At 51.8% G+C, this 22,187-nt stretch carries 22 protein-coding genes; 1 reads left to right on the top strand and 21 read right to left on the bottom strand.

The genetic code is table 11. The features are described from left to right. Nucleotides 1-20: 20 nt before the first annotated feature. The 13 genes from AC0CW1_RS10030 to AC0CW1_RS10090 form a co-directional block, all read right to left on the bottom strand. A complete protein-coding gene (locus AC0CW1_RS10030; RefSeq protein WP_488182919.1) occupies nucleotides 21-980 on the bottom strand; it encodes a GDP-L-fucose synthase family protein in 960 nt (319 codons plus the stop codon). A 15-nt stretch (nucleotides 981-995) separates the two neighbouring features. Then, nucleotides 996-2,084, bottom strand: a complete 1,089-nt coding sequence (gene gmd / locus AC0CW1_RS10035) for a GDP-mannose 4,6-dehydratase (protein ID WP_488182920.1) — start codon at nucleotides 2,082-2,084, stop codon at nucleotides 996-998. Nucleotides 2,085-2,105: 21 nt separating this feature from the next. Next, nucleotides 2,106-3,338, bottom strand: coding sequence for a class I SAM-dependent methyltransferase (locus tag AC0CW1_RS10040; RefSeq protein WP_488182921.1), 1,233 nt, complete (start codon nucleotides 3,336-3,338; stop codon nucleotides 2,106-2,108). A gap of 16 nt (nucleotides 3,339-3,354) precedes the next feature. Then, a complete protein-coding gene (locus AC0CW1_RS10045; RefSeq protein WP_488182922.1) occupies nucleotides 3,355-4,371 on the bottom strand; it encodes a TylF/MycF/NovP-related O-methyltransferase in 1,017 nt (338 codons plus the stop codon). 15 nt (nucleotides 4,372-4,386) lie between these two features. Next, entirely contained in the window at nucleotides 4,387-5,502 is a 1,116-nt protein-coding gene (locus AC0CW1_RS10050; RefSeq protein WP_488182923.1) for a glycosyltransferase family protein, read from the bottom strand. 33 nt (nucleotides 5,503-5,535) lie between these two features. After that, the gene (locus AC0CW1_RS10055; RefSeq protein WP_488182924.1) at nucleotides 5,536-6,360 is read right to left on the bottom strand and encodes a class I SAM-dependent methyltransferase; all 825 of its coding nucleotides are present in this window, start codon (nucleotides 6,358-6,360) and stop codon (nucleotides 5,536-5,538) included. Between the two features lie 45 nt (nucleotides 6,361-6,405). Then, complete coding sequence (locus AC0CW1_RS10060) at nucleotides 6,406-8,466, bottom strand: methyltransferase domain-containing protein (protein WP_488182925.1); 2,061 nt, start codon at nucleotides 8,464-8,466, stop codon at nucleotides 6,406-6,408. Nucleotides 8,467-8,491: 25 nt separating this feature from the next. Continuing rightward, nucleotides 8,492-9,292, bottom strand: coding sequence for a class I SAM-dependent methyltransferase (locus tag AC0CW1_RS10065; protein ID WP_488182926.1), 801 nt, complete (start codon nucleotides 9,290-9,292; stop codon nucleotides 8,492-8,494). 16 nt (nucleotides 9,293-9,308) lie between these two features. Then, nucleotides 9,309-10,220 carry a radical SAM protein gene (locus AC0CW1_RS10070; protein ID WP_488182927.1) on the bottom strand — a complete coding sequence of 304 codons (912 nt, stop codon included), beginning with the start codon at nucleotides 10,218-10,220 and terminating at the stop codon, nucleotides 9,309-9,311. A 218-nt stretch (nucleotides 10,221-10,438) separates the two neighbouring features. After that, the gene (locus tag AC0CW1_RS10075) at nucleotides 10,439-10,828 is read right to left on the bottom strand and encodes an integrase core domain-containing protein (protein ID WP_488182928.1); all 390 of its coding nucleotides are present in this window, start codon (nucleotides 10,826-10,828) and stop codon (nucleotides 10,439-10,441) included. 2 nt (nucleotides 10,829-10,830) lie between these two features. Next, a complete protein-coding gene (locus AC0CW1_RS10080; RefSeq protein WP_488184128.1) occupies nucleotides 10,831-11,310 on the bottom strand; it encodes a transposase in 480 nt (159 codons plus the stop codon). An 11-nt stretch (nucleotides 11,311-11,321) separates the two neighbouring features. Next, the gene (locus AC0CW1_RS10085) at nucleotides 11,322-11,642 is read right to left on the bottom strand and encodes a hypothetical protein (protein ID WP_488182929.1); all 321 of its coding nucleotides are present in this window, start codon (nucleotides 11,640-11,642) and stop codon (nucleotides 11,322-11,324) included. Nucleotides 11,643-11,870: 228 nt separating this feature from the next. Continuing rightward, on the bottom strand, nucleotides 11,871-13,184 hold the full coding sequence (locus AC0CW1_RS10090) for a nucleotide sugar dehydrogenase (RefSeq protein ID WP_488182930.1): 1,314 nt from the start codon (nucleotides 13,182-13,184) through the stop codon (nucleotides 11,871-11,873). A gap of 325 nt (nucleotides 13,185-13,509) precedes the next feature. Here AC0CW1_RS10090 and AC0CW1_RS10095 point away from each other — a divergent pair, with 325 nt between their 5' ends. Further along, nucleotides 13,510-13,794, top strand: a complete 285-nt coding sequence (locus AC0CW1_RS10095; RefSeq protein ID WP_488182931.1) for a transposase — start codon at nucleotides 13,510-13,512, stop codon at nucleotides 13,792-13,794. 1,502 nt (nucleotides 13,795-15,296) lie between these two features. Here AC0CW1_RS10095 and AC0CW1_RS10100 read toward each other — a convergent pair. From AC0CW1_RS10100 to fliD, 8 genes are all read right to left on the bottom strand, one after another. Beyond that, entirely contained in the window at nucleotides 15,297-16,313 is a 1,017-nt protein-coding gene (locus tag AC0CW1_RS10100) for a UDP-N-acetylglucosamine 4,6-dehydratase family protein (RefSeq protein ID WP_488184129.1), read from the bottom strand. Between the two features lie 111 nt (nucleotides 16,314-16,424). Further along, nucleotides 16,425-16,976, bottom strand: a complete 552-nt coding sequence (locus AC0CW1_RS10105) for a DUF8042 domain-containing protein (RefSeq protein ID WP_488182932.1) — start codon at nucleotides 16,974-16,976, stop codon at nucleotides 16,425-16,427. 80 nt (nucleotides 16,977-17,056) lie between these two features. Further along, nucleotides 17,057-17,497 (bottom strand): flagellar protein FlaG, encoded by a 441-nt coding sequence (locus AC0CW1_RS10110; protein WP_488182933.1) that lies wholly within the window; start codon nucleotides 17,495-17,497, stop codon nucleotides 17,057-17,059. Between the two features lie 101 nt (nucleotides 17,498-17,598). After that, nucleotides 17,599-19,017 (bottom strand): motility associated factor glycosyltransferase family protein, encoded by a 1,419-nt coding sequence (locus tag AC0CW1_RS10115; RefSeq protein WP_488182934.1) that lies wholly within the window; start codon nucleotides 19,015-19,017, stop codon nucleotides 17,599-17,601. A 12-nt stretch (nucleotides 19,018-19,029) separates the two neighbouring features. After that, nucleotides 19,030-19,413: a hypothetical protein gene (locus AC0CW1_RS10120; protein WP_488182935.1), complete on the bottom strand. Its 384-nt coding sequence runs from the start codon at nucleotides 19,411-19,413 to the stop codon at nucleotides 19,030-19,032. A gap of 78 nt (nucleotides 19,414-19,491) precedes the next feature. Continuing rightward, nucleotides 19,492-20,127 (bottom strand): flagellar export chaperone FliS, encoded by a 636-nt coding sequence (gene fliS / locus AC0CW1_RS10125; protein WP_488182936.1) that lies wholly within the window; start codon nucleotides 20,125-20,127, stop codon nucleotides 19,492-19,494. 26 nt (nucleotides 20,128-20,153) lie between these two features. After that, entirely contained in the window at nucleotides 20,154-20,540 is a 387-nt protein-coding gene (gene fliT / locus AC0CW1_RS10130) for a flagellar protein FliT (RefSeq protein WP_488182937.1), read from the bottom strand. Nucleotides 20,541-20,564: 24 nt separating this feature from the next. Then, nucleotides 20,565-22,145, bottom strand: coding sequence for a flagellar filament capping protein FliD (gene fliD / locus AC0CW1_RS10135; protein WP_488182938.1), 1,581 nt, complete (start codon nucleotides 22,143-22,145; stop codon nucleotides 20,565-20,567). Nucleotides 22,146-22,187 lie beyond the last annotated feature (42 nt).

A 22,187-nucleotide genomic window follows, 5' to 3' on the forward strand; every position in this document is an offset into this window, starting at 1 on the left:
GTCTCCCCTCCACATTCATATCAAACCCTTGTCCCGGAACCTTGTATCGACTGCTGATACCAGTCGATGGTGCGTTTCAGCCCCACCTCAAAAGGCGTCGCCGCCACAAAGCCGAAGCGCTCTCTCGCCCTTTGCGTATCGAGCATGCGGCGCGGTTGGCCGTTCGGTTTGCTTGTGTCCCAGATGATCTCCCCGGAAAAACCGGTCATGGCCGCAACCATGTTGACCAGATCGCGGATCCGAATCTCCTGTCCCGTGCCGAGGTTGACCGGCTCCGATTCGTCGTAGTGTTCCGTCGCGAGCAGTATCCCTTCGGCCGCGTCTTCCACATAGAGAAACTCCCGCGACGGCGATCCGTCTCCCCAAACCTCCACGCTCGATTGGCCCTTCGCCTTGGCTTCCATAAACTTGCGGATCAAGGCCGGGATCACATGGGAGGTCTCCAGGTCAAAGTTATCCCTGGGGCCGTACAGGTTGACAGGCAGCAAAAAGATGGCGTTGAAGCCGTATTGTTTACGGTAGGCCTGGCTCTGGACGAGCATCATTTTCTTGGCCAACCCGTAAGGGGCGTTCGTCTCCTCCGGATAGCCGTTCCACAGGTCCTCTTCTCGAAAAGGGACGGGGCAGTGCTTCGGGTAGGAGCAAATCGTGCCGATGGCCACAAACTTCTCCAGTCCTCGCTGGCGTCCCTCCTCCATCATCTGCACACCCATCATCAGGTTGTCGTAAAAGTACTTGCCTGGGTTCAACCGGTTGGCGCCGATCCCGCCGACGATCGCCGCCAGATGGATGACGACATGGGGCCGGCAGTCCTCGTAGAGGGCGCGCACCGCCTCTCCCCGTGTCAGGTCATAATCCTTGCTGCGAGGCGTGATGATCTCCCGGCAGCCCCGTTCCCGCAGCTTATCGACGACGAAACTCCCCAGAAAACCGGCGCCGCCAGTCACCACTACCCGCCGTTTGTCGAAAAAACCGGCCATTCCTGTCCCTCCGTCTCAGTCATGACTGACTTGCACGTTATACCCGTGATTCCGGCAGAGCAGTTCCTGTTCCGCCAGCTTCACATCTTCCTCCACCATCATCCGCACCAGTTCGGGAAAAGACACCTTCGGCGCCCAGCCGAGCTTCTCCCTCGCCTTCGCCGGATCGCCCAAGAGAAATTCCACCTCTGTCGGCCGGAAATACCGGCGGTCAATCTCCACCAGCACTCGACCATCGGCGCGGTCAACGCCGACCTCCTCGACGCCGTTGCCCCGCCACTCGATCTCGATCCCCGCATGGGCCATGGCCTTTTCCACGAACTCACGGACACTGTGGGCTTCACCGGTGGCGATGACGAAGTCATCGGGCTTTTCCTGCTGCAGCATCATCCACATGGCCTGCACATAATCGCCGGCAAATCCCCAGTCCCGCTTCGCGTCGAGATTGCCCAGATACAACTTGTGCTGCATCCCCAATTTGATCCGCGCCACCGCACGGGTGATCTTCCGGGTGACGAAGGTCTCCCCGCGGATAGGCGACTCGTGGTTGAAAAGGATCCCGTTGCAGGCGAACATATCGTAGGCTTCCCGGTAATTGACCGTGATCCAGTAGGCGTAGAGCTTTGCCGCGGCATAGGGGCTGCGCGGGTAAAAAGGCGTCGTCTCCCGTTGCGGGATCTCCTGCACCTTTCCATAGAGTTCGCTCGTCGACGCCTGGTAGAAGCGGGTTTTTTTCGTCAAGCCCAGCAGCCGGATCGCCTCCAGCAGGCGCAATGTGCCGATGGCGTCGGCGTTCGCCGTGTACTCGGGCGTCTCGAAGGAGACCTGCACATGGCTCTGGGCAGCCAGGTTGTAGATCTCATCAGGCTGGATGCTCTGAATGATCCGGATCAGGTTGGTCGAATCAGTCAGATCGCCGTAATGCATGAAAAACCGCCCATCGGGCTCATGAGGATCGCGGTAGAGATGATCGATCCGGTCAGTGTTGATCAGTGACGAGCGGCGCTTGATCCCATGAACAATATAGCCCTTGTTCAGCAAGAACTCGGCGAGATAGGCCCCGTCTTGTCCGGTGATGCCTGTGATCAACGCGATTTTATCCATGAAGACCTTCCCCTAACTTTCTTAATCCCACAACCGGCACAGCGTGACGTCCTCTTCCGTAAAACCCAAGCCGGTCAGTTGTCCTCGAATCGCCTCTCCCCACGTGGAAGCGATAAACACATAATCGCCCCGACCGAGGGAAGCCGGTTCTTCGATGGGAATTCCCATGACGCTTCCGCCCCGCTTAGCCGGGTCGTTATCGATAAAGGCCTGCGCATCGACCTGGAACAGCTTCAATATGCCAAGCATCTGCTGCCCGAAGGAACCGGCCCCGAAGATGACGACCCGCTTCCCTTGCAGCCGGGGCAAGGCTTTGATGATGCCGAGGAGCGGACTCTCCGGCATCGGGGTCACTTGATAGCCCTTCTCCCGCAATTCCCTCAAGGTCTCCACGCGAGGCGCTTCCTTGAAGAGGATCATCGACGCCATCGGGTATGGCAACAGGCCGAAGCGGCTTATGATGTTCCGGAGCAGGTTCTTCCCTCGCAACCGGCGAAGGAGCGTGGAAGCGGGCGATTTTTTTTCGTATTCGATCCCCCGCAGATAGCAGTTGTGAAAGGGCTTTATCGCAACCGCCGGGAGTCCCATCCCGATGGCGACTTTCTCGATCTCGCGCGCCGACAGGGTGTAGACGTAATTCCCCATCGTCTCGAAGCTGTTTCTTTGGCTCCGTTCCTGCTGCTGGATCCGTCTCGCCCGGGCAGACAGTTTCGGGAACCGGCGGTCCTCTCTGTCCATCCGGCTGGAAGACAAAAGGGGCTCGCCTGGGATGGCGGGATCGAGCGGTTCGATCAGGACGACCGCTTTTCGCGCCACCCGGAGCATCTCATAGAGCGCCAGCATCGGCCTGGGGAAATGATGATAAGATTCTTTGCAGAAAACATAATCGAAGCTGTCATCGGCAAAGGTCATATTTTCAGCGTTTTGCGCCACATAGTCGGTGATCAGGCCCATCTGCCTGCCTTGCTCCAGCAGGTCGCCTGAGATGTCGCTGGCAACAGCCTTGCCGCCGCGCTTGACGATATAGTGGGCATCAAGGCCGTACCGGCCGTCTCCGACAGTCAGCCAGCAGGCCTGCCGGCCAGCCTGCAACAAGGGATCGAGATGGCGGTACATGCGCCAGTCGTACCAGGAACCGACCGTATCGAAGTCCAGCCAGCTTTGGGCGTGTTCGCGCATCTCGCCGATAGCGTATTCCCGGTAATGGGCCCCATGGGCGTGATAGCTCCACCGGCGCAAATCGTCCTTACTCAAAATCTCTCCCCGCCCCTCAGGACTTCCCTTTGACGAAGTAGACACCGCAATCATCGATGGGGATCAGATCGGCCTGCAGGCCCTGACGCTCCAGATACTCATGGACGGCAAGACGGCAGCCCTCCCAGTAGCCGTAATCGTCGATGATCACATATCCCCCCGGAACGACCCTGGGAAAGAGGTGCTCCAGGCAGATCATCGTCGATTCATACCAGTCGCCGTCGAGGCGCAGGATTGCGATCGGCTCCATCTCATCGCCCAGATCGGGCAATGTCTCCTGGAACCAGCCTCTGTGGACGCGCACCTTCGTCTCGTCGATTGCCAGTCTATCGAAGAACAATTCCCGCACATCGTCAAGGGGACCGACACACTTGCCGATGGTCTCCAATCGTCCTGTCTTCCGTCCGCCCGAGTAGTCTTTCGCCTGATCGCCATCCAAATCGGTCGGCTCAGGAAGACCCTCGAAAGAATCAAAGAGATGGATGACACGGCCGTTGCCGGCCTCTTTGGCAACGGCCGCCATGACGGCGGCGCATCCTCCCCGCCAGACGCCGCATTCCACAAAAGCGCCCGGAAGGCGGGATCGCTCGGCCTCCTTGGCGAGGCGGTAGACGTTGTCCAACCGCTCTTCACTGACCATCGTATAGTCTCTTACGGCGCAGTAAAGCTCGACGGGCATCTGGAAACTCCGTTGTTCCTGCAAGAGCAGATAGCGGGCCTTAAGGAAGGCGGAAGCGTACTGCTCGTCATAGACCGATTCGACAACCATTTCCGGACGCTTGTCCCGGAGCCGGTCTCTGATCTCATCGGCGACAGTCCGGTTGCCTACGGCAACGAGTATCCCTTGCGCTTCCTGCATCACTGAAGGCGGCGCATCGTCATCACTCTGATAAATCGGAAACCTGCCCTTGATGCCCGGCGCCTCGCTCGTTCCGGCCTGATCGATAAAACCGATGACCTGTCGATCATCGCCGAGCATCTGCAGGGCGATCCATCCCGACACATTGGCCCCGTAAATGAGACATTTCTTCATCTCGCCACCCCCTGTTCAGGAAAGATATTTCTTGATGATCCCATCCAACTCCACAATTCGCCGGTCCATGGAATGATCTTGCAAACATCGTTGCTGGCCTGCGCGGGCGATGCGCTCTACGGCCGCCGGATGCCGCTGATAGAAGCGGATCTTCTCCAGCAATTCGGCCTCATCGCGGAACGTCTCGATCTCGTCGCCGACGCGGAAATACCGCTCCAGATGGGGGTGGTGTTCTGCCAGGAGCATGACGCCGCATCCCGTGGCTTCGAAAAGGCGCATGTTGACCGAATCCCCTTTGGAGAGGTCTTGACCACCCTGACCGGCGTAGACATCGCCGCCTCCGTTGAAGACCATCCGGCCGGACCGTAACGCGCGGTACATATCCATGCCGAAACAACCGCCCCTATTCAGCAGGGCGATCTCCCTGGGCAACTCCTCGTTGGGGCGGTCGATGTAGAGGTTGACAGAGAAACCCTCCTTCTGCCGGGCCTCCCTGGCGATGGCTTGCAGATAATCGTTCCGGCGCCGGTGGACGTCAAGCCAGCTCCCTGAGAAGGTCACATCGGCCGTCGGCGCGACCCCTTGGACCTGCTCAAAGATCCACCGGGGAAAGGCCGGCGCAAACCATTCTGCCCCTTGCACACCCATCTCCAGGGCGCGCCGGAGCACCAGTTCGTGAAAGGAAAGGATCAAGTCAAAACCGGACCAGTCCGTTCCCTCGGGGATCGTGGCCGAACGCCAGCCCATGACGAGCTTCGGTCGATAAGAGAGGGCGCGGACAAACCGGCTGTCATAAGTGGTGGGGTGACTGAGGTGCAGGATGTCCGGACGGAAGGCCTCCACCTGCTGCAAGGCGATCTCATAGACCCAATCGTCAGGGATGGCGGTTCCCTTCGCTTCGCGCCACCACTTCGTCTGCGCTGACAGGCAGTTCCCGATGACGAGCTTCGATGCGTAGCCCAGCCGTTCCATATAGGGGGCAAACATGTGGACGGCGCTGAAACCGTCTTGGAAGATCAGGTCCATCTGTTCCGCAAAGGGTCTTTCTTTCAGGCCCGGATCGGGAATGTACAGTTTGGACAAGGCCCGGTCGTAAAAGGAATGGATCTGCATGAATTTCAATTGAGCCAAGGTTCACCCCTCCCCTACCGTTTTCCTCGCCGGTTATTCGCGGCGATCGCTGAGCCGGCGCACCTCGAAGGCAAAGCTGTCCTCCCAGAGGAGCATGGCGTTCACCTGGGTGGCTTTCAGGTAGATCAAAGCGGCGAAGGCCTTTTCCCTTTTTGTCTGGGGCGCGCAGTGCATCTGTAAAAGGATGTCGCAGTCAAACCCCGATAGATCATCGGCGCTGTATTCGGAAAAAATCAAGGTGTCATTAAAGCATTCCACCGCCCAGCGGTGATTGCTGATCCTCGCAGAATGGAGCCACAGGTCCTTGCCCCGGTTCGGCGATTCGATATAGCCCCGCTTGCCGACACGCATCAACTCCCGGCAGGCCTTCGCCGGGTCGTCGGCATGTTCGAGCACATGGGAGCAGTAGACGAAGTCAAAGCTCTTGTCGGCGAAAGGCATCGCCTCGACAGAGCACTCGAAGACCGGTTTCCCGTCGACCCGTTGGAAGGCTTGCCCGGCCCGTCCATACTGATCATCATCGATGGCAAACTCAGCGAGGTGGGTGGCCAGCGGGAAGGGCAGGTGACCGCTGCCGATGTCGAGCACCTTGTCGCCGTCACGGATGCCGAAGTCAAAATGACGGCGCTGGTAGAGGTGATAGCGGTCCCTCTGCGGCAACTCCTGATACCTGTCATAGACCTCGGAGAGCAGGTCAAAGGTCCTGCGCTGATTCTCCGCGACCAGTTGTTCATAGAGATCAAAGGCGGCGAGGAACTCTCCGCGCTCGAAAAGTTCCCGCGCCACTTTTACTCCCGCCGTCAGTTCGAGGTTGGGATACCTCTGTTTTTGCCGTTTCCCGAAAGGCGACCGCTCCACAGGCGAATCATCTCCCCATTGCGAACTTGGGACAACTGGAATGTCTTATCCGAGGTAACAGGCGTGATCCCTTCCCACCATCCGCTGAAGCAGCGAGTCGGCGAAAAACTTGACCCCCCAGTTGGGAATCCCGTAGGCGACGTAAGGGCCGCCGACAGGGACGCTCCCCGGCAAGCCGCCGAAGAGGTTCCGGTCCTCCACGCCATCGAGGAACTGAATCCCTTTCAAATCGTCGAGCAGTTGATCGGCGGCCCCTCCATACCCTTCGTCTTCCGTAAAGGCCGACAAGCGCCGCAGGAAATACTCCAATTGCGCATTCCCAGTCACACAACTCCAGCGGTCATCGCTTTGCCACTGATGATCGAAGGCGCCAGGCAGTCCGGGGAACCGCTCTTGATCGCCAGGGGACTTTTGGGCCATGTAGGATGTCATCGCCGATGCCGCGCGGCGCAGCAGCGCCATGATCAGGTTATAGTCCACATCGGCGTTTCTGAGCCGGTAGATTTCAAGCAAAGCGCCCAGCGTGTAGCCGATCAGATGGGTCCAGGGTTTGCCGGGATCGCTCAAGCTGCTGTTGCGGAACCATCCGTTCGGCTGGGCCTGGTCAAGGATCCAGCACAGCGCCTTTTCGGCGGAACGGCGGTATCGCTCTTCCCCGGTGAGGGCATACATCTCCAACAGCGGCCAGGCCACCCGGCTCTTGTACGCCTTCATGTCGCCGCTGTAAGTGTTGCGCACCCAACGGCCATCCTCTTCCTGGCTGGCGACAATCCAGTCAGCCGCTTTCCGGGCGCTCCTCAGGTATTTTTCGTCCTCTGTCTCCCGCCACAAGGCCATCCAGCCTAAGAGGACCTGGGCCGTGTTGAAAACGCGGGGTCGGAGCCCGAAAACGCCGGCAGGTTCTCCGGCGCCACCCTCCGGCGACTGAATGGCGATCTCCCAGTCACCCATCTCGATGGCGTTCTGACGAAAAGAGGCATCGCCGGTCAACCGGGAATAGGCCAAAAAGGTCGGGATGATGTAACCCGTGGTTTCCGGATAGGACACATCCCATACGGGACGCACCATGTGGTAAATGGCGGAGACGCCGCCGTTGTTCGTCACCATCTGGGCCCGGCGCAACCAGGTCATGCAACCGGAAAGGTGTTCCTCATCGGAAGCGATCCTGTTCTTCCGTTCATCGAGCCTGTCCAGTTCTGCCTTGCGTTCCGCCACATAGGTTCCGCTCAACCGCGAGACGGCCGCTTGGCGCGAAAACTGCGCCAACTCCATCGCCATCTCCCGGTCGTCAGGCCGGCCTTTTGCATAGGCTTGAAGCAGTTTGACGGCGTCATCATAACGCTTCATTTCCTGCAACAATAGCAGGGCGCTGAACACTGTCTCTTTGTCAAAAGGGTCTTTATCGAGCGCCCCCAGGATGAGTTGCCATGCCTCTTCCCGCCGGCCAGACTTCCAGAGCGCCTTGGCCGCCTCCCGGTCATCTTGGTCATAGCGGCTGCGCAACCGATCGAGGTCATCCGGTTTCACCGCTTCCAGGAAGAACATCTGCTCCGGTCGGTTGTCCAGCAGATCCACCTCAGGGATGCGGCTTTCCCGGTACTGCTTCTGCTCGATCTCGATGAAACCGGCCTTTTCGAAGAGCACGCGCAGGGACGCAAAGTCGTAGACATACTTGCAGGTTTTGCCGAAGGCAGGGAAGCCGTAAAAAAAGTTGTTCAACTTATCGGCCATCGTCGCCCCCGGGAAACGGTCCCGTCCATCGCTCAGCTTCTGGCAGAAAAAGTCCCGGTCCTCATGAATATACATCTCTGCGAGGCGCCTCAGGTCCTGGGTGCCGAAACGAGCAATCCCACCCGGTTTCAGGATGCGATAGACCTCCCGGATGATCTCCTGCGCCCGGTCCCTGGTAAAGTAATTGATCGCCGAGATACAGGCGACCACGTCGACACTCTCGTCGGCCAAGGGTATGTTCTGGTAGTCCAGGTCGAGGACCAGGTCGGAAGCCGGGTTGATATCGACGTTCAAATAGCCTTTGATCTTCACGGGTCCGCTGCAAAGGTTGACTTTTTTCAGTTCTGTACGCAGTTCCTTCAGGCCAACGCTCATCGTCATCCTCCTACACAGCTTGGCTTCATTTTCCGCACTGCCAGTACAAGGTCGTAAGACTCTGCGACGTCAGGCTTTTCGTCTCCACGATGGGGAAGACCTGAGACAGTTCGCTGCGCATCTCCGCTTCATCACGCCATTCGTTGATATGGTAATCCAGGTGTTTTTCGCCCGATTGGTTCGCCGCCGGCGTATCGCCGCAGAACCATCCGCCCGGTTTCAGGGCGCCGCAGGCCTTTTTGAACAACAGTTGCTGGTCTTCTCTCGAAAAATGCTCGATGGCGCCTCGAATCAGGACCACGTCATAGGCTTCCTGCTCCGGTTGGAAGGTCAGCACATCGCCATGGCGGTACTCGATGTTGTCCGCCCCATGGAGCCGCAAAGCCGTCTTATACCCAGCCTCATTCAGTTCCACACAAGTCACCCGGCTCGCTCGCTTGCGGTAGAAGTGATAATCAGCCCAACCATCGCCCGAACACAAGTCAAGGATCGTCCCGTTTAAAGGCAGCTTCTCGAGCACATTGGACAGCGACAGGATCGTATAGTCAGTCATGAATTTTTCCGGATAAAGAAAGTGATGCCGGTGATCGAACCATTCAGCCGGCTCATGACTCCACTGCGAACGGAATAGAAAGCTGGAGGCCACCTTGCCGGCATAGCTGGCCAGACGGGCAAAGTATTCGCCGACGATCATCTCCCGGATCTGCTGCTCATTTTTCCCGCCGATTTCCTCATCATCAATATTGAACAGCCGGTGGTCCATCTTTTCGATGTCCCTGAGCGCTTGCGCACTCACCTCAAGGGACAACTTTGACCAGTCGCTCACTGCATTCACCTCGTCGTTATCTTTCTTCCTTCATTACGGGCGATGGGTCGTCGAGATAATAACTCTGACAATAGTCGATGCAAAAATCAGGCGGGTTGCCGTTGCCGATGGCCTGACGGATTTCATTGTATGATTCGCTGCGCCAGATCTCCAGGACATCCTGTTCGAAGATGTTTCCGAAGCGGGTGATTCCGTTGTAGTCGTGGCAGCAAAGGGTAACCGTCCCGTCCAGCAGGATGTTGAAGACCTCCCGCGGATTGCTGCACCCCGCCATCGCTTTTTTCAATGCTTCCAGGTCCGGGTAACGGGGCCGGCAAAACTGGGGGAGCGTGGAAGGGCGCACCCTCAACCCGGAGCGGATATAAGGCGCTTTAAAGCTGGGCTTCAGTCCAAGACTGGCGCAAACATCCCGGAAGGCATCCATTTCATGGTGATTATGGTCGAAGACAATAAACTGGGGGATGATGTTCGCCTTTCTTCCCAGCCGTCGGTTCGCTTCCTGCAGCATCTCCATAGCCGCCAGCGCTCGCTCTGCCCTGCCGCCGACCCGGTAATGGCCGTAGGTCTCCTGGGTTACGCCGTCTATGGATAGGATGATGTCGTCGACACCGGAGGCGATCAGCTTCTCCGCCATCTCGCCCGTCATCCGGTTTCCGTTTGTGCTGATGTTCGTTTTGGCGAATTGGCCCGCATAGGCGATCATCGAAAAGATTTCCGGGTTCAATAAGGGCTCGCCCCAGAGATGAAGAAAGACGTAACGCGCGTAGGGGCGTATTTTATCAGCGATGAGGCGAAAGTCCTCTACGGACATCATCCCTCGCGCTCGTTCGATCCGGTCCCCCCCCAGGGCGCACTCAGGGCAGCGCAGGTCACAGCCCAAGACGGTCTCAATGGCGAAGAGGCTCGGCGCGCCAACGGAATCGGTCATAGACATAACTCCTCACGATAAAATCGTTACAAAAAACAAGGGGTAGATCTAAGAGCGACCCAAGACACATTTAACTTTCTATATAAAGCGAGAACATTCGGTTCAAACCCCTAATTCTAGAACGTAGACCCCTTATTCGTTGTTTTTCGTAGAGTCTCACAAGATTAGAAATTGCGCTGTTTTCGGAGCCGACGTCTATCAATGGCAAGGGATCGACACTACTTCGGCATCCCTTGACAGACGTCGGCCTGTATAGTGTATAGGGATACATCAATTAGGCGTCGACGTCGGGCTTTGCACCTTGGCAGTCCTGATCCTCCGTTCGCTATCCATACTACAACTTGACAGTAAAGGCAGGTACGTTCCCATCTGCGAACTGTCGACAAAATTCCGCAGGAGACATATCGTAGAGGCTGCCGCGGATTCGCCTCTGGTTGGTTGTAAAAGTCAATGTATTCTCCGACAACCTGGTAGGCGTCTTGGAAGGATTCAAAGGCATGCTTGATGTAGCACTCGCGTTCCAGGTTTGCATGACACGATTCAATATGGGCGTTCTTGTTCGGCATCTTCGGGGGAATCCGTTCATGTTCCACCTGGTTTGTTCGCACGTTTACTCAAACACACGGCTGATAAACTGCGGTCCATTATCGGTTCGCACAATTGGCTTCATTTCTTTTTCAAAGCAGTTTCGTTTCCACAACGACCGTTTCAGCGTATTGGCGGCGTCAGCACCTACACAATTTAATCCAACGTGGTAGTCTACGATAGGGCGATCATAGACATCGATGAGCGACATGAAATAGAAGAAACGATCTTCACCGTCTATGTAGCCGTATTTGATGTCCATCTCCCAGAGTTCATTGGAGGCGGTAATGGTTCGGTTGCGCGCCAGCCGGCGCAGATGCTTGGCCTTGATCTGACATTGTGGCGATAGGATGTCCAACTCTTTGCATAGCCGATAGGTTTTTTTACGATTGATGATCAACTGATGCTGTTTATGAAGGCAGTTCCCCAGCTTTCGATATCCGTAGACGCTTTCTTCACCAGCAATGAGTTCCATCAGGTATTCCTTGATTTGTTCATTGCTGATTCACTTTCCATCTAATACCCTGGTTGCGGCCGTCCGCCATTGTATATGCGCTTTTTCGGTTCTCTCTGTAAACGTTGGCGCCGAGCGTAGTAGGTGGCTTCGTGAATGCCGATGACACGCAAGACAAAGGCGGTACTGGCTTCTTCCCGGACTATCCATTCATCGGCAACTTCTAGTTTTTCCGATAGCCCGGGGTCTTCTTTTTTATCAAATTCTGCAATATTTGAATTTCTAAAGCCTTCCGCCAAGTAACTTCTTGAGCGCCATGTTTTCCAATTCCAATTGTTAAAATTCTTGCGCGGATGGCACATACGGAGCAATTTGCTTTGCATCCGCCGGCGCTTCTTGGAAGCCCTTGTTTTATGATTCTCGAATCCAATAATACAATCGTTGTCGGATCGAGCCCATGTCGGCGGGCCACTTGTGTTGCATTTCCCACTTCCATGGCTTCCTGAATCAACTGCTTTTCCGTTCTTTTGGGTATCGATTTCGTCTCATTTTCTTGACTCTCTCTATTCTATTTTTTCTTCGCAGTATCCATTAAATGGGAATGCCGGGAATTATGCTTGAATAACATTTGCGTATCCTTGGTTATAACGCCCACGAGTATCAATGATTATAGAAGAATTCCTTTGAATAAAGTCATAATCGAACACATCGTGATCTGTCAATATTACTACACAGTCCATTCGATTTAATTGATCCTTCGTTAATGGGGTTGATTTAAGATCAAAATTATGTTCCCGCATTTTCGGAAATACAGAAATATATGGGTCAGTGTAGTACAAACATGCGCCTTTTGCTCTAAGTAATTCCATAAGTTTTACTGCAGGAGACTCCCGAATGTCATCAATATTCTTTTTGTAAGCTATCCCAATAACTAATATTTTTGAACCCTTAATACTTAAATACCTTTCGTTTAGGCAATCTATTATTTTTCCCAATATCCACTCAGGCATAAAAGTATTGATTTGTCCAGCTAATTCAATAAACCGAGTATTAACTCCGAATTGCCTTGCTTTCCATGTTAAATAAAACGGGTCTATGGGTATACAATGCCCTCCCCATCCGGGTCCAGGGTAAAATGGAGTAAAACCAAAAGGCTTTGTAGCTGCTGCATTAATTACTTCCCAAATATTTATCCCCATTTTATCAGCAACAATTTTCATTTCGTTCACTAGTCCAATATTTACTGACCTATATATATTTTCTAGCAACTTTGTTAGTTCGGCAGCCTTTAAAGAACTAACTGGTACTATTTTTTCTATTACTTGACTATATAGACATATTCCTATTTCCAAACAATCTGCCGTATATCCACCAACTACTTTAGGAATCTTCTGAGTAGTAAATAGGTTATTTCCAGGGTCTTCTCTTTCAGGAGAGTAAGTGAGAAAAAAATCTTTGCCAATCGTTAATCCTAATGCTTTAATTCGTGGATATAGTTCTTCTTCAGTAGTTCCCGGATAAGTAGTACTTTCTAAACTTATTAATTGCCCTTTTTTAAGATAAGGTTGTATTGAATTAATTGTATTAACGATAAAGCTTAAATCTGGTTCTCGGTAAGTGTTTAATGGAGTTGGTAGACAAAGAATTATAACGTCAACCTCTCTAATGCGTTGAAACTCGTTAGTCACTGAGAAAAAATCAGAAACCCCCTGAATTCGTTCATCTTCAATATGCTTAATATACGTTCTTCCTGAATTTAATAATTGTATTTTATTATTATCGGTGTCAAATCCAATTACATTAAAGCCACATTCAGCAAACGCAATGCTTAATGGCAAGCCCACATAACCCAATCCAATTATAGCGACTACAGCATTTTTGGATTTAAGACGATGCAATAAATTGTGTTTTAGCAAATTACTCATATTAGACCTCCGAAAAAAGTCATTTAATTCCCTGGATGATTCCACTGCAAAAAAACTTTTAAAAGGCCCCCCCTAACTTCGTCGCCCGCCTGGAGTTTACTGTGTTGTAGAATAAGCTCTAGTGGCAATCTTAGGGACTAAGTACGCGTACGCTCAGTACGTAACCATCTTGAATTTCCGTTTTTTATCAAATAGGAAACGCTTATCCCTTGTTCGTTTTGAGAGGTCGCTGACGATTTCTAGCGAATGTCCTTCTTGAAGAATCGCTATAAAGCCCCCTATGTATTTGAGTATAGACCCTACAGTGGGCTAGAATGGAGAACACATGGAGGGGGACAAGAACACGAGACGAAATCGATACCCAAAAGAACTGAAAGAGCAGTTGTGCCAGGAAGCCATGGAAGTGGGAAATACAACACAAGTAGCTCGCCGAAATGGGATTGATCTGAAACGACTGTATTACTGGATTCGAGAATCGCAATATAAGGCTTTCCAAGAGGCACCGACGGCTGCAAAGCAAATTGCTCCGTATGTGCCATCCGCACAAGAATTTAAACAATTGGAATTGGAAAACATGGTGCTCAAAAATTACTTGGCAAGAAGACATTAGAAATTTAAATATTGCTGGATTTGATAAAAAAGAGGAACCCGGGCTTTCGAAAAGACTAGAAGTTACCGATAAATGGATAGTCCGGAAAGAAGCCAGCACTGCCTTTGTCTTGCGTGTCATCGGAATTCACGAAGCCACCTACTACGCTCGGCGCCACCGTCAACAAGAACCCTAAGAGCGCACATACAATGGCGGACGTCCGCAACCAGGTATTCATGGACACAAGAAGGAAAGCGAATCAGCGATGAACAAATTGTATTCTCCCCAAAAATAGCAAAGAAAGCCTAAAACGGGAAGCAGGGGCACCGGACCGGTAACCCCAGCTATCTTTGGTCAAATCCTATCGAACGATCAGGTTGCTCATCAGCATTGCCCTATTCTCCACGATAGGAAAGAATAATGGATAGCTTACCCTGTTTTCCGAAATGAATTCTTGATTTGCAGTACGTATCACCTGCGGGGTTAGAGGGAGATTGAACACTGGACCGTTGGGATACGTTCTTTTACCCAACTTCCGTCTCTAGCTGATTGAAGTATTTTTCTATCACAGAATGTGGTGTTCATCCACGCGTACGAAACCCTCCGTGGGGCCAATATTCGTTGTAATATACTAAGAGATCCCGTTTAGAAAGCCAAACTCCCAGAACCTTTGCAATCCAAATAACACCAAGTAAATTCACGATCCATTAGGGGCAACTGCATCAAGAATGATACCAATCCGCTCTTTAAATGTTCAAATTATCCAGACAATAGTCACATTCATCCCGCGCACGTTTGTGGAAAATACACCTTGTTTATACCGTTGCTTCGATAGGCACTCCCACCCTCTCACCCCTTGTCAGCTAGGCAGTAGATATCCCCCACTCCCAGACCCAACGATTTAGGTGTAAGGATATCCACCTCGTCGCTTCACGCATTTCATCAATAATATATCGAAGCGGCATATCTCGATGACGAGAGGTAGGGAAATGGTGAAAGAAAAACAATCGCTTAAGATTAAAAGCTAGCACTTGAAATCCGATCATCGCATTGATCGCGACAGTTTTCCGTCAACGGTCCATCTGCTCCATACTGAAAAAGGCGCCAAAAAAAGCGACGGTAAAAATGGCTGGGGCTTTGATACGGGGTTATTTGCGACCATCCTTTGCTTGACGAACCATCTGCGAAAAGCCATGTACCTTTGAGGCGTACTGCGTAAAAAGTTGAACTTGTCGGCCCGCTTTTTTCCACCAGGTGTTCTACAGAGGATTACTTGTGGTTTTGTGGGTGGCTGTGCTACACTTTGCATTGAGGATTCCTCCTTTGTGCAGTGTTTTGCGTTGCAACAACTCACTTCGACAAAGGGATTGGGAATCCTTTAAATTTTTCGGATTTTTTTCAATTTATATCCATTTGTCTGTAAGAATTGTCATTTCTTTTTTCATGACAATTCTCCAAAAGCGCTTCAGATAAGGGCTTGGCAGTCTTTTTTTATCAAAGATGCATTGTTTCTGTCAAAAAGACTAAATAATTTTCTCTTGGCGCAACAAAAGACGTAACTCTTCACGAGACAGCGATTGAATTGATGCCGAACAACACTTCTTTTCATTATTGTTTGTTTCTATAGACACCGCGGTTACAGAATTCATCATGGTGGGCAAAACAAACATAAACTCGGTCTCAAAAGCTTGCTGTTGTTCATCCAGCGTCAAGAGCTCTTCGTATCGTTTTTCACCAGGTCGCAAGCCTATTTCCAATATACTAATATCTTGATGACACAATCCTACAGTTGGAGAATATTCTTCAATCAGCACTTGCGCTAAGTCCGCTAAACATACCACCGGCATCTTCAGCACGAAAACCTCTCCACCTTTGGCCAAGGCGCCTGCGGCAAGGGTCAGGTCAGCAGCCTGGGACAATGTCATCATAAACCGCGTCATCTCTGGGTCGGTGACAGTGACCGGTCCGCCTTTTTCGATCTGACGTTTGAATACTTCGATAACACTGCCGCGGCTGTTCATCACATTGCCAAAGCGCACCGATGAAAAGATGGTCCGCTGTGTGCCCCGCCACTGCTGGGCCGCAGAGATCAATCGTTCAGCCAAAAGTTTTGTAGCACCCATGGTGTTCGTCGGGTTTACAGCCTTGTCAGAACTGGTATAAACAACCCGTTCCACTTCATTGTACAAAGCAGCGTCAATGACGTTTTGCGTGCCCACCACGTTGGTCTGCACCGCTTCGTACGGGTTGTATTCACAGAGCGGCACATGCTTCAAACTGGCCAGGTGGAAGACCACCTGTACGCCTTCCATAGCTCGCTTCAACCGTTCCTTGTCACGGACGTCACCCAGCAGGTAGCGAAGCTCTGCCTGTTGGGCATACTCCTGCTGGAGTTCATACTGCTTCGCTTCATCACGGCTGAAGAGGCGCACCGTTTTCGGTTGGCAGGCAAGGATTTTAGGCAGAAGGGTTCTGCCCAGCGAACCGGTGGCGCCGGTAATCAGCACCACTTTTCCGCGCAGGTATTCCACGTACCCCATCCGTAATGCCGGTTGATGTGGTTCTTCCCCATCTAACGATTGTATCGATGAATAGACATCGGACATTCTCGTCATCTCGCTTCAATTTTAAAGGTATTTTTCTGGTTGTCGTTAATTTTCGACAAAGCTCTTCTGAATCCCTTCCAGCCAGGGGGTCAATTCATATTTTAACAAGTCACCGATAAAGACCGTGTCCCGCGCTAACATGGCTTGTTCCAATTCACTTAACAATTCGACAAACCGTCCTTGGTCATAACTTTCTACCGCCAATAGAATGGCTGAAGTATCGAGAAAACTTAGCCCTTCTGTAAGATCTTTCATCTCATCCCAAGCATCGGCGTCCTCGCCACGGTAAAATCGATCGGCCAGGTCAGGCACACCACGAACAAGTCGCTGTACATATTCCTTTACCGACTCCGCCAGTTCCAACAGCGCCGCCTCCCTGGATTGAGTGATGAGACGCACCTCCTTGTCGGGCGTAACATTGCTTTCTTCTCGAATCAACAGTTCCCACTCTTCCCCATAGTCGAAGTTCTGTTCACCATACTGAAAGCGGGCAATCACCCGTTCCGGATGCCTTTTGAGCCATTCGTTCAGCAAGGCCTCAATCTGATACGCTTCTGACGCCTCTCCGATATATTCCTCATCCAACCATAGCTTCATGACATTGTTTCTCCTTCGGCGATATGTGCAGAAAGAGAGACAAACAGCCCTTGTCTCTCTTTCCACCTGTTTCCAATCATTTATACCTTCTTGTCTAAAAGGATCCCGACATATTCTTTGAGCTTTGCCATTGTATCCAAAAACTCTTGAGGCGGAAACTCTCGAAGGACCCGGTTATTGCGCTGGTCATAGACTTGAACCGAAAACTGTTCCATCTTTTCGTGCCACTGTAAGCGAATGTCCGTGTTGATCGCCAATAAAAAGGCATTCGTTTCTTGCATCATGCGAATGACCGCATCTTTTGAAAAGCGAAAGGAAGATTCCCGGGCCACAAGATCGATCAGTGTTTCTTTTTCATTGCTCACTGAGGCCTTGGGAGAACTTGAAGCAGGCTCCGACTTCGATTCCGGTATAACCGCTGCCGATGAAGTCCGAGACATCCCCACCTCGGCTCCAGAAACCCGTTCAAGGCTTGGCGCCACATAGTTGCCATCCATAGCTTTTACGCCTGCCAATTCCATGGCCTTCACTCCTCCATATTAAGAGAACATCATGCCTATCTTACTTATTATCGTAAAAAAAGTAGCCTGCTTAATAGCCAATCTTCCCTTGCACTGGCTCTTCAATCCCATTCGGCCAACCCGTTGCGCAACTGCCACAAGGCCGCTTCCACACCACGTAAAAACAAAGGGACTTCTCGAAAAGCAAAGCGTTTTTTCTCTTCTAGATCAAATTCTAACGCATCAGGCAGGTATTTCTTCATGATGTGTGTCTCGTTGCGGACTAGGTACAGGACCAGACTGTTAAAGCCACGCTGATTGAAGAGAAGCCACAAGCCCTGGATCAGCTTTTGATAACTCGCCTGAGCACGCTCCTGTTCATTATTCTGGCAACGCTCCGAAAATTGTTTTAGCTGCTCAAAAATCTTCTGGATCTCCAACGCCGTATCATCGAGGATCTTTTCCACCCGTTTGGCCAGCGGTTTGAGGCTCCTGGTGCGGATGCGCGGGAATGCGAAGGGCGGCTTACCGACAGAGTTCCCTTCCAAAAGGCTCGGCATAAGCGCGTCCCAATCTACATAATCAACACCGGCAATTTTCGCTCCTCGCCGCGCTGTATTCACAAATGCGATACCACCGGGAATCTGGCGAATCAAAAGCTCTATACTTTGACGCATAATTTGAAAGCTGTCTTTTGTATAGACTATAGAGCCGTCATTGGCTTCAATAGGAGTATATTTTTTTCGTTCTTCATCGCCCGCTTGCCCATTCTTAAAGGCCATCTCATTGACACCTGACGCATATATGTGATCATCAATAAAGGCTAAATCCTGACCTGCCAAAACAACCCGAGAAATCCCCAACTTGTAAAGAAGTTGAATAGTCACCACAGTGATGGAAGGCCCGTCAAGTATCACCTCATCTGGGTTGAGTCCGCCTACAATCTCCTCGTAGATATTATCCTGGTTGAGAATAAAGTGTGTTTGAGGACCTACATGGTCACTGATAATGTCGCTATAAATAGTGCTACCAAAGACCAATGGAATGCCTTTGTCAAGATTCGCTTGTAAGACCCTATGGTTATAAACAAAGGGATCATAAGAAACAAACATGTGCGGCGCGATTCCATGATGAACCAAAGCATTGACACTCGTCCCGGCAGCGACGATGATCGTCTTCTTTTCTTTTTTCAACCTTCTCAGATAAGGGATGGCTTCGGCAAGGGATGGACCCGATGCTGTCATCACCGCCGTTTGTCCCGCAAAAAAATCTTTGTGCTTGAACACCGAATCTGTTCGCAAGACATGCGGCAGGTTTTTTAGCGCATTGGTAGCCCATTCTTTTTGGAAAGGGATATTCGTCTCCAGACTGTCCACATAGCTCGTTCGCAACGCTTTCATCCGTTCTTGAAAGGAACGGTAGGTATCAGAAAAGCAACGTTGCACCGACGGGATGGTGAGTATCGTCCAGTCCGCCTTCATCTGCTGGATAATCTCTTGGAGGAACCATTCCTGCTTCGGACGATTCCCGTCAAAGGCCAAGTGTTTCACTTGCTACCAGGGGAAATTCGTCCAGTCCCTTTCATGTAAGGACGCTAAAAAAACAGTCCCATCGGGTTCGTAAATATGCAATTGGACCTTGGGATTGATTCTTACCAGGGCTTCCAAGTGATAGCCAAAGGCCAACCCAAAAACAACGACATGGCGGATACCTTTCAGGTCTTGCTGGCTCGCCCATACTTCCGCTTCTTGGACAGGGTTGTAGCGGCTGTGCAAATACACCCCACCTTGGGACGTACGAAACTGGGCAGTTGGCGCGCCGGAAACCCGCGAGGCCACAACCTCCACCTGGTTATGGGGCGTCCATCCCTGAAGTTGTTCAAGGATCACCGGGCAGTATTCCTGAAAGAATCGGATATTGCGATCAATAAGTGCCATGATTTCAGCCGCCTATTCCTATACTCGTCGAACCTCGCCGATTGGCAGCAGGCATCTTGCGGTGATGTCTCTGCTGTCTCATGCGTTGACGGTAGCCGGGGATGTCTTTTGGATCCGCGATTGCTTGATCGCCTCCACCCAGGTATCTCTCATGTCTTGCAAAAGTTCTTGGGCATGATTCAAGTGAGTCTTGTCTTTTTTTACGTTTCCTTCCACCAGGCAGTACAACACAAAGTCATATAAGGCCATCAACTGAGAGGAGATCTCCTGGGACATATCCAGTGTTTCCATGAGTTCAATCACAATATCCTGAGCACGGATGATCAGTTGATGGGCTTCGAGCACATTCTTTTCGTCAATGGCCATGATGCCTTTCTTGATGAATCGCAGCGCGCCATCGTAGAGCAGTGTCGTCAACTCTTCCGGCGGGCTGGTCATGATCTTTTGCGTCATATAGGCATCAGCATTGCTCGATTGGTTCCCGCCTGGTTGGCGATAGAGATTCCCCGTTGTCATCGTTGCTGTTGTTTGCGGCGCAGCAGAGGGATAACTAACACCATTACTAATCGTATTGTTTGTAGAACCACTCGTCAGGCTTGGCGGCACCGTTTGCGCCGGTGCCATTGTCCCTGCCGATGGCGCCTTTCCACCATTTTTCGCTGCGCTGTAGGCTTTTTGCGCTGCATAGGCTTGTGCTGAATTCCACGGATTCATGCAGGCGTCTCCTTTTTCCTCTTCATTTATCTTCGCTGATCAAACCGGCTTTCCAGGTGATTCGTTTCCATCCTGTCATAAGCGCCAACAGTATCCATCTGCCGCTTCACATCATGCATCTGTCGGAGCAGTTCCTCTTTGATGTCACGATTGAGGCGAACTATCTCCATCCATTGCGCTTCTTGCTCCGATTGAACAGGTTCCTGCAATGCCTCTTGATGCCGGACGCAGGCGTCGATGCGCGTTTGCAGTTGTTGCCGCTGATCCAGCATCTCGTTGAACATCTCCCCGTCGCTTCTTCGCAACGCCGCCAACATTTGTGTCGTAAGAAAAAGATAATCCCTCCAGAGACTGCTTGCATCACAGCGCCCTTCATCGTCAGGGCATCCCTTCAGCCTCTGTTCATCGTTCACAACGAAGGAATCCTTATCCATCCCTTAGCCTTTCGCGCCAAACTGCTGCGACAGCCAAGCGCTCTGGGCATTCGCCCGCTGCAACGCCGTCTCCATCGCCGAAAACTGTCGATAGTATTGGTTTTCAAGGCGATACAAACGCTCTTCCATATCATCCAACTGCTTGTTATACCGGCGCAACTGTTTCCCCAGATCGCTCATGTCATCAGCACCAGGCAGTATACCGGCCCGGACTTTCATCTTATCCATCGCTTCCTTCAGACGGTCGTAGAGGCGGACAGCCACACCGCTTCGGCTCAAGTCATTGATCGTATTCTCCGGATCGGACGGGTCTGCCTTGGTCACTGTTGTCCCAAATAGCTCACTGACCACGTCGGGATTCTCCGTAAGCGCTTTGCGAAGATCGTCTTCGTTGAGATACAATTTGCCGCCTTCGCTGTACAATCCTGTTGTGATGCCGATGGAAGACAAGGACTTATATTTTCCTGTCAATCCGCCGATCGCATCCGATACAGCATATCGCATCTGCGATACCATGTTGCGCAGGGAAGACTCATTGCGCAGCAGGCCGCTCTTGGCTTTTTCCTCCCAGAGCTTGATCTCATTTTCCTTCATAGCGCTCTTTTGCTCATCCGTCAACGGAAGAAAGTCACGATAGGTCTTCTCATTCAATTCCCCGTTAAGCTTATTCAGCATTTCATTGTATTTATCGATAAAATCCTTCACCGTCTTTACTGTTCCTTCCATATCAGGACTCACTTGAAGGGTCACTACCGGTTCTGCCGTGCCTTCCGTCTTCTGCGTAAAGGAATAGACGACACCCGCCACCGTCAAGGTGTTTTTAGAAAGATCGCTATAGGTGATGCCATCGATCTCCACTTCCGCCGCCGTCCCTACCCATTTGTAACCCACATTATCAGGCGTTCCATCACCGTTGATATCCAAAGACCAGTTGTCTGTCGGTGCGGCGCCGAGCTTGAGTTTCCCTATCAATTCTTGGGCCTTTGCGTCTGTGGTTCCGGTAAAGTCAATCTTTGTCGTCGGCCCTTGGTCTGTCGTATATAAAAAGAATCGATCAAGATTGACATCGTAATTGGCTTTGACGCCTGCCCCGGCTTTATTTATATTGTTCACCCATTCGTAGATGCTTTTGTTCGGATCAACGCTGATCTCCTTGCCATTCAGCTTCATCGTGAAGGCATCGGTCGACGTCAGCCCCAAATGGGTTTTTAATGCGTTCTTGTTGGCATTCGCTGTGGCGCTGATCGCCGATTCACTCCCCTTGGTGACACCTTGAGCCAGAGACTTCACTTTGACCGTATGGGACGTGTTAGCCGCATCGGCCGTAGCTGTCGCCGTCACCGCGTTGCTATTTCCGGAGGTAACGCTCTTGGGGCTTGTCGAATTCGACAACTTCAGTTTAAATATAGCATCGCGAAAGTCGCGCAACTGACTGTTGATGTCAATGATCTCGGTCTGTCTCCATTCCGTTTGCACCTTCTTTTGGTAAATCTGATCCCTACGAACACCATAGCCTTTCATCATCTCTTTCACCATCGCATCGATATCCATCCCGCTGGCCAATCCGCCGATCCGCATGGTCATGGGCAATACCCTCCTCACTCGAAGAAATCGACTATCGCAACA

Source organism: Heliomicrobium sulfidophilum (assembly GCF_057715735.1).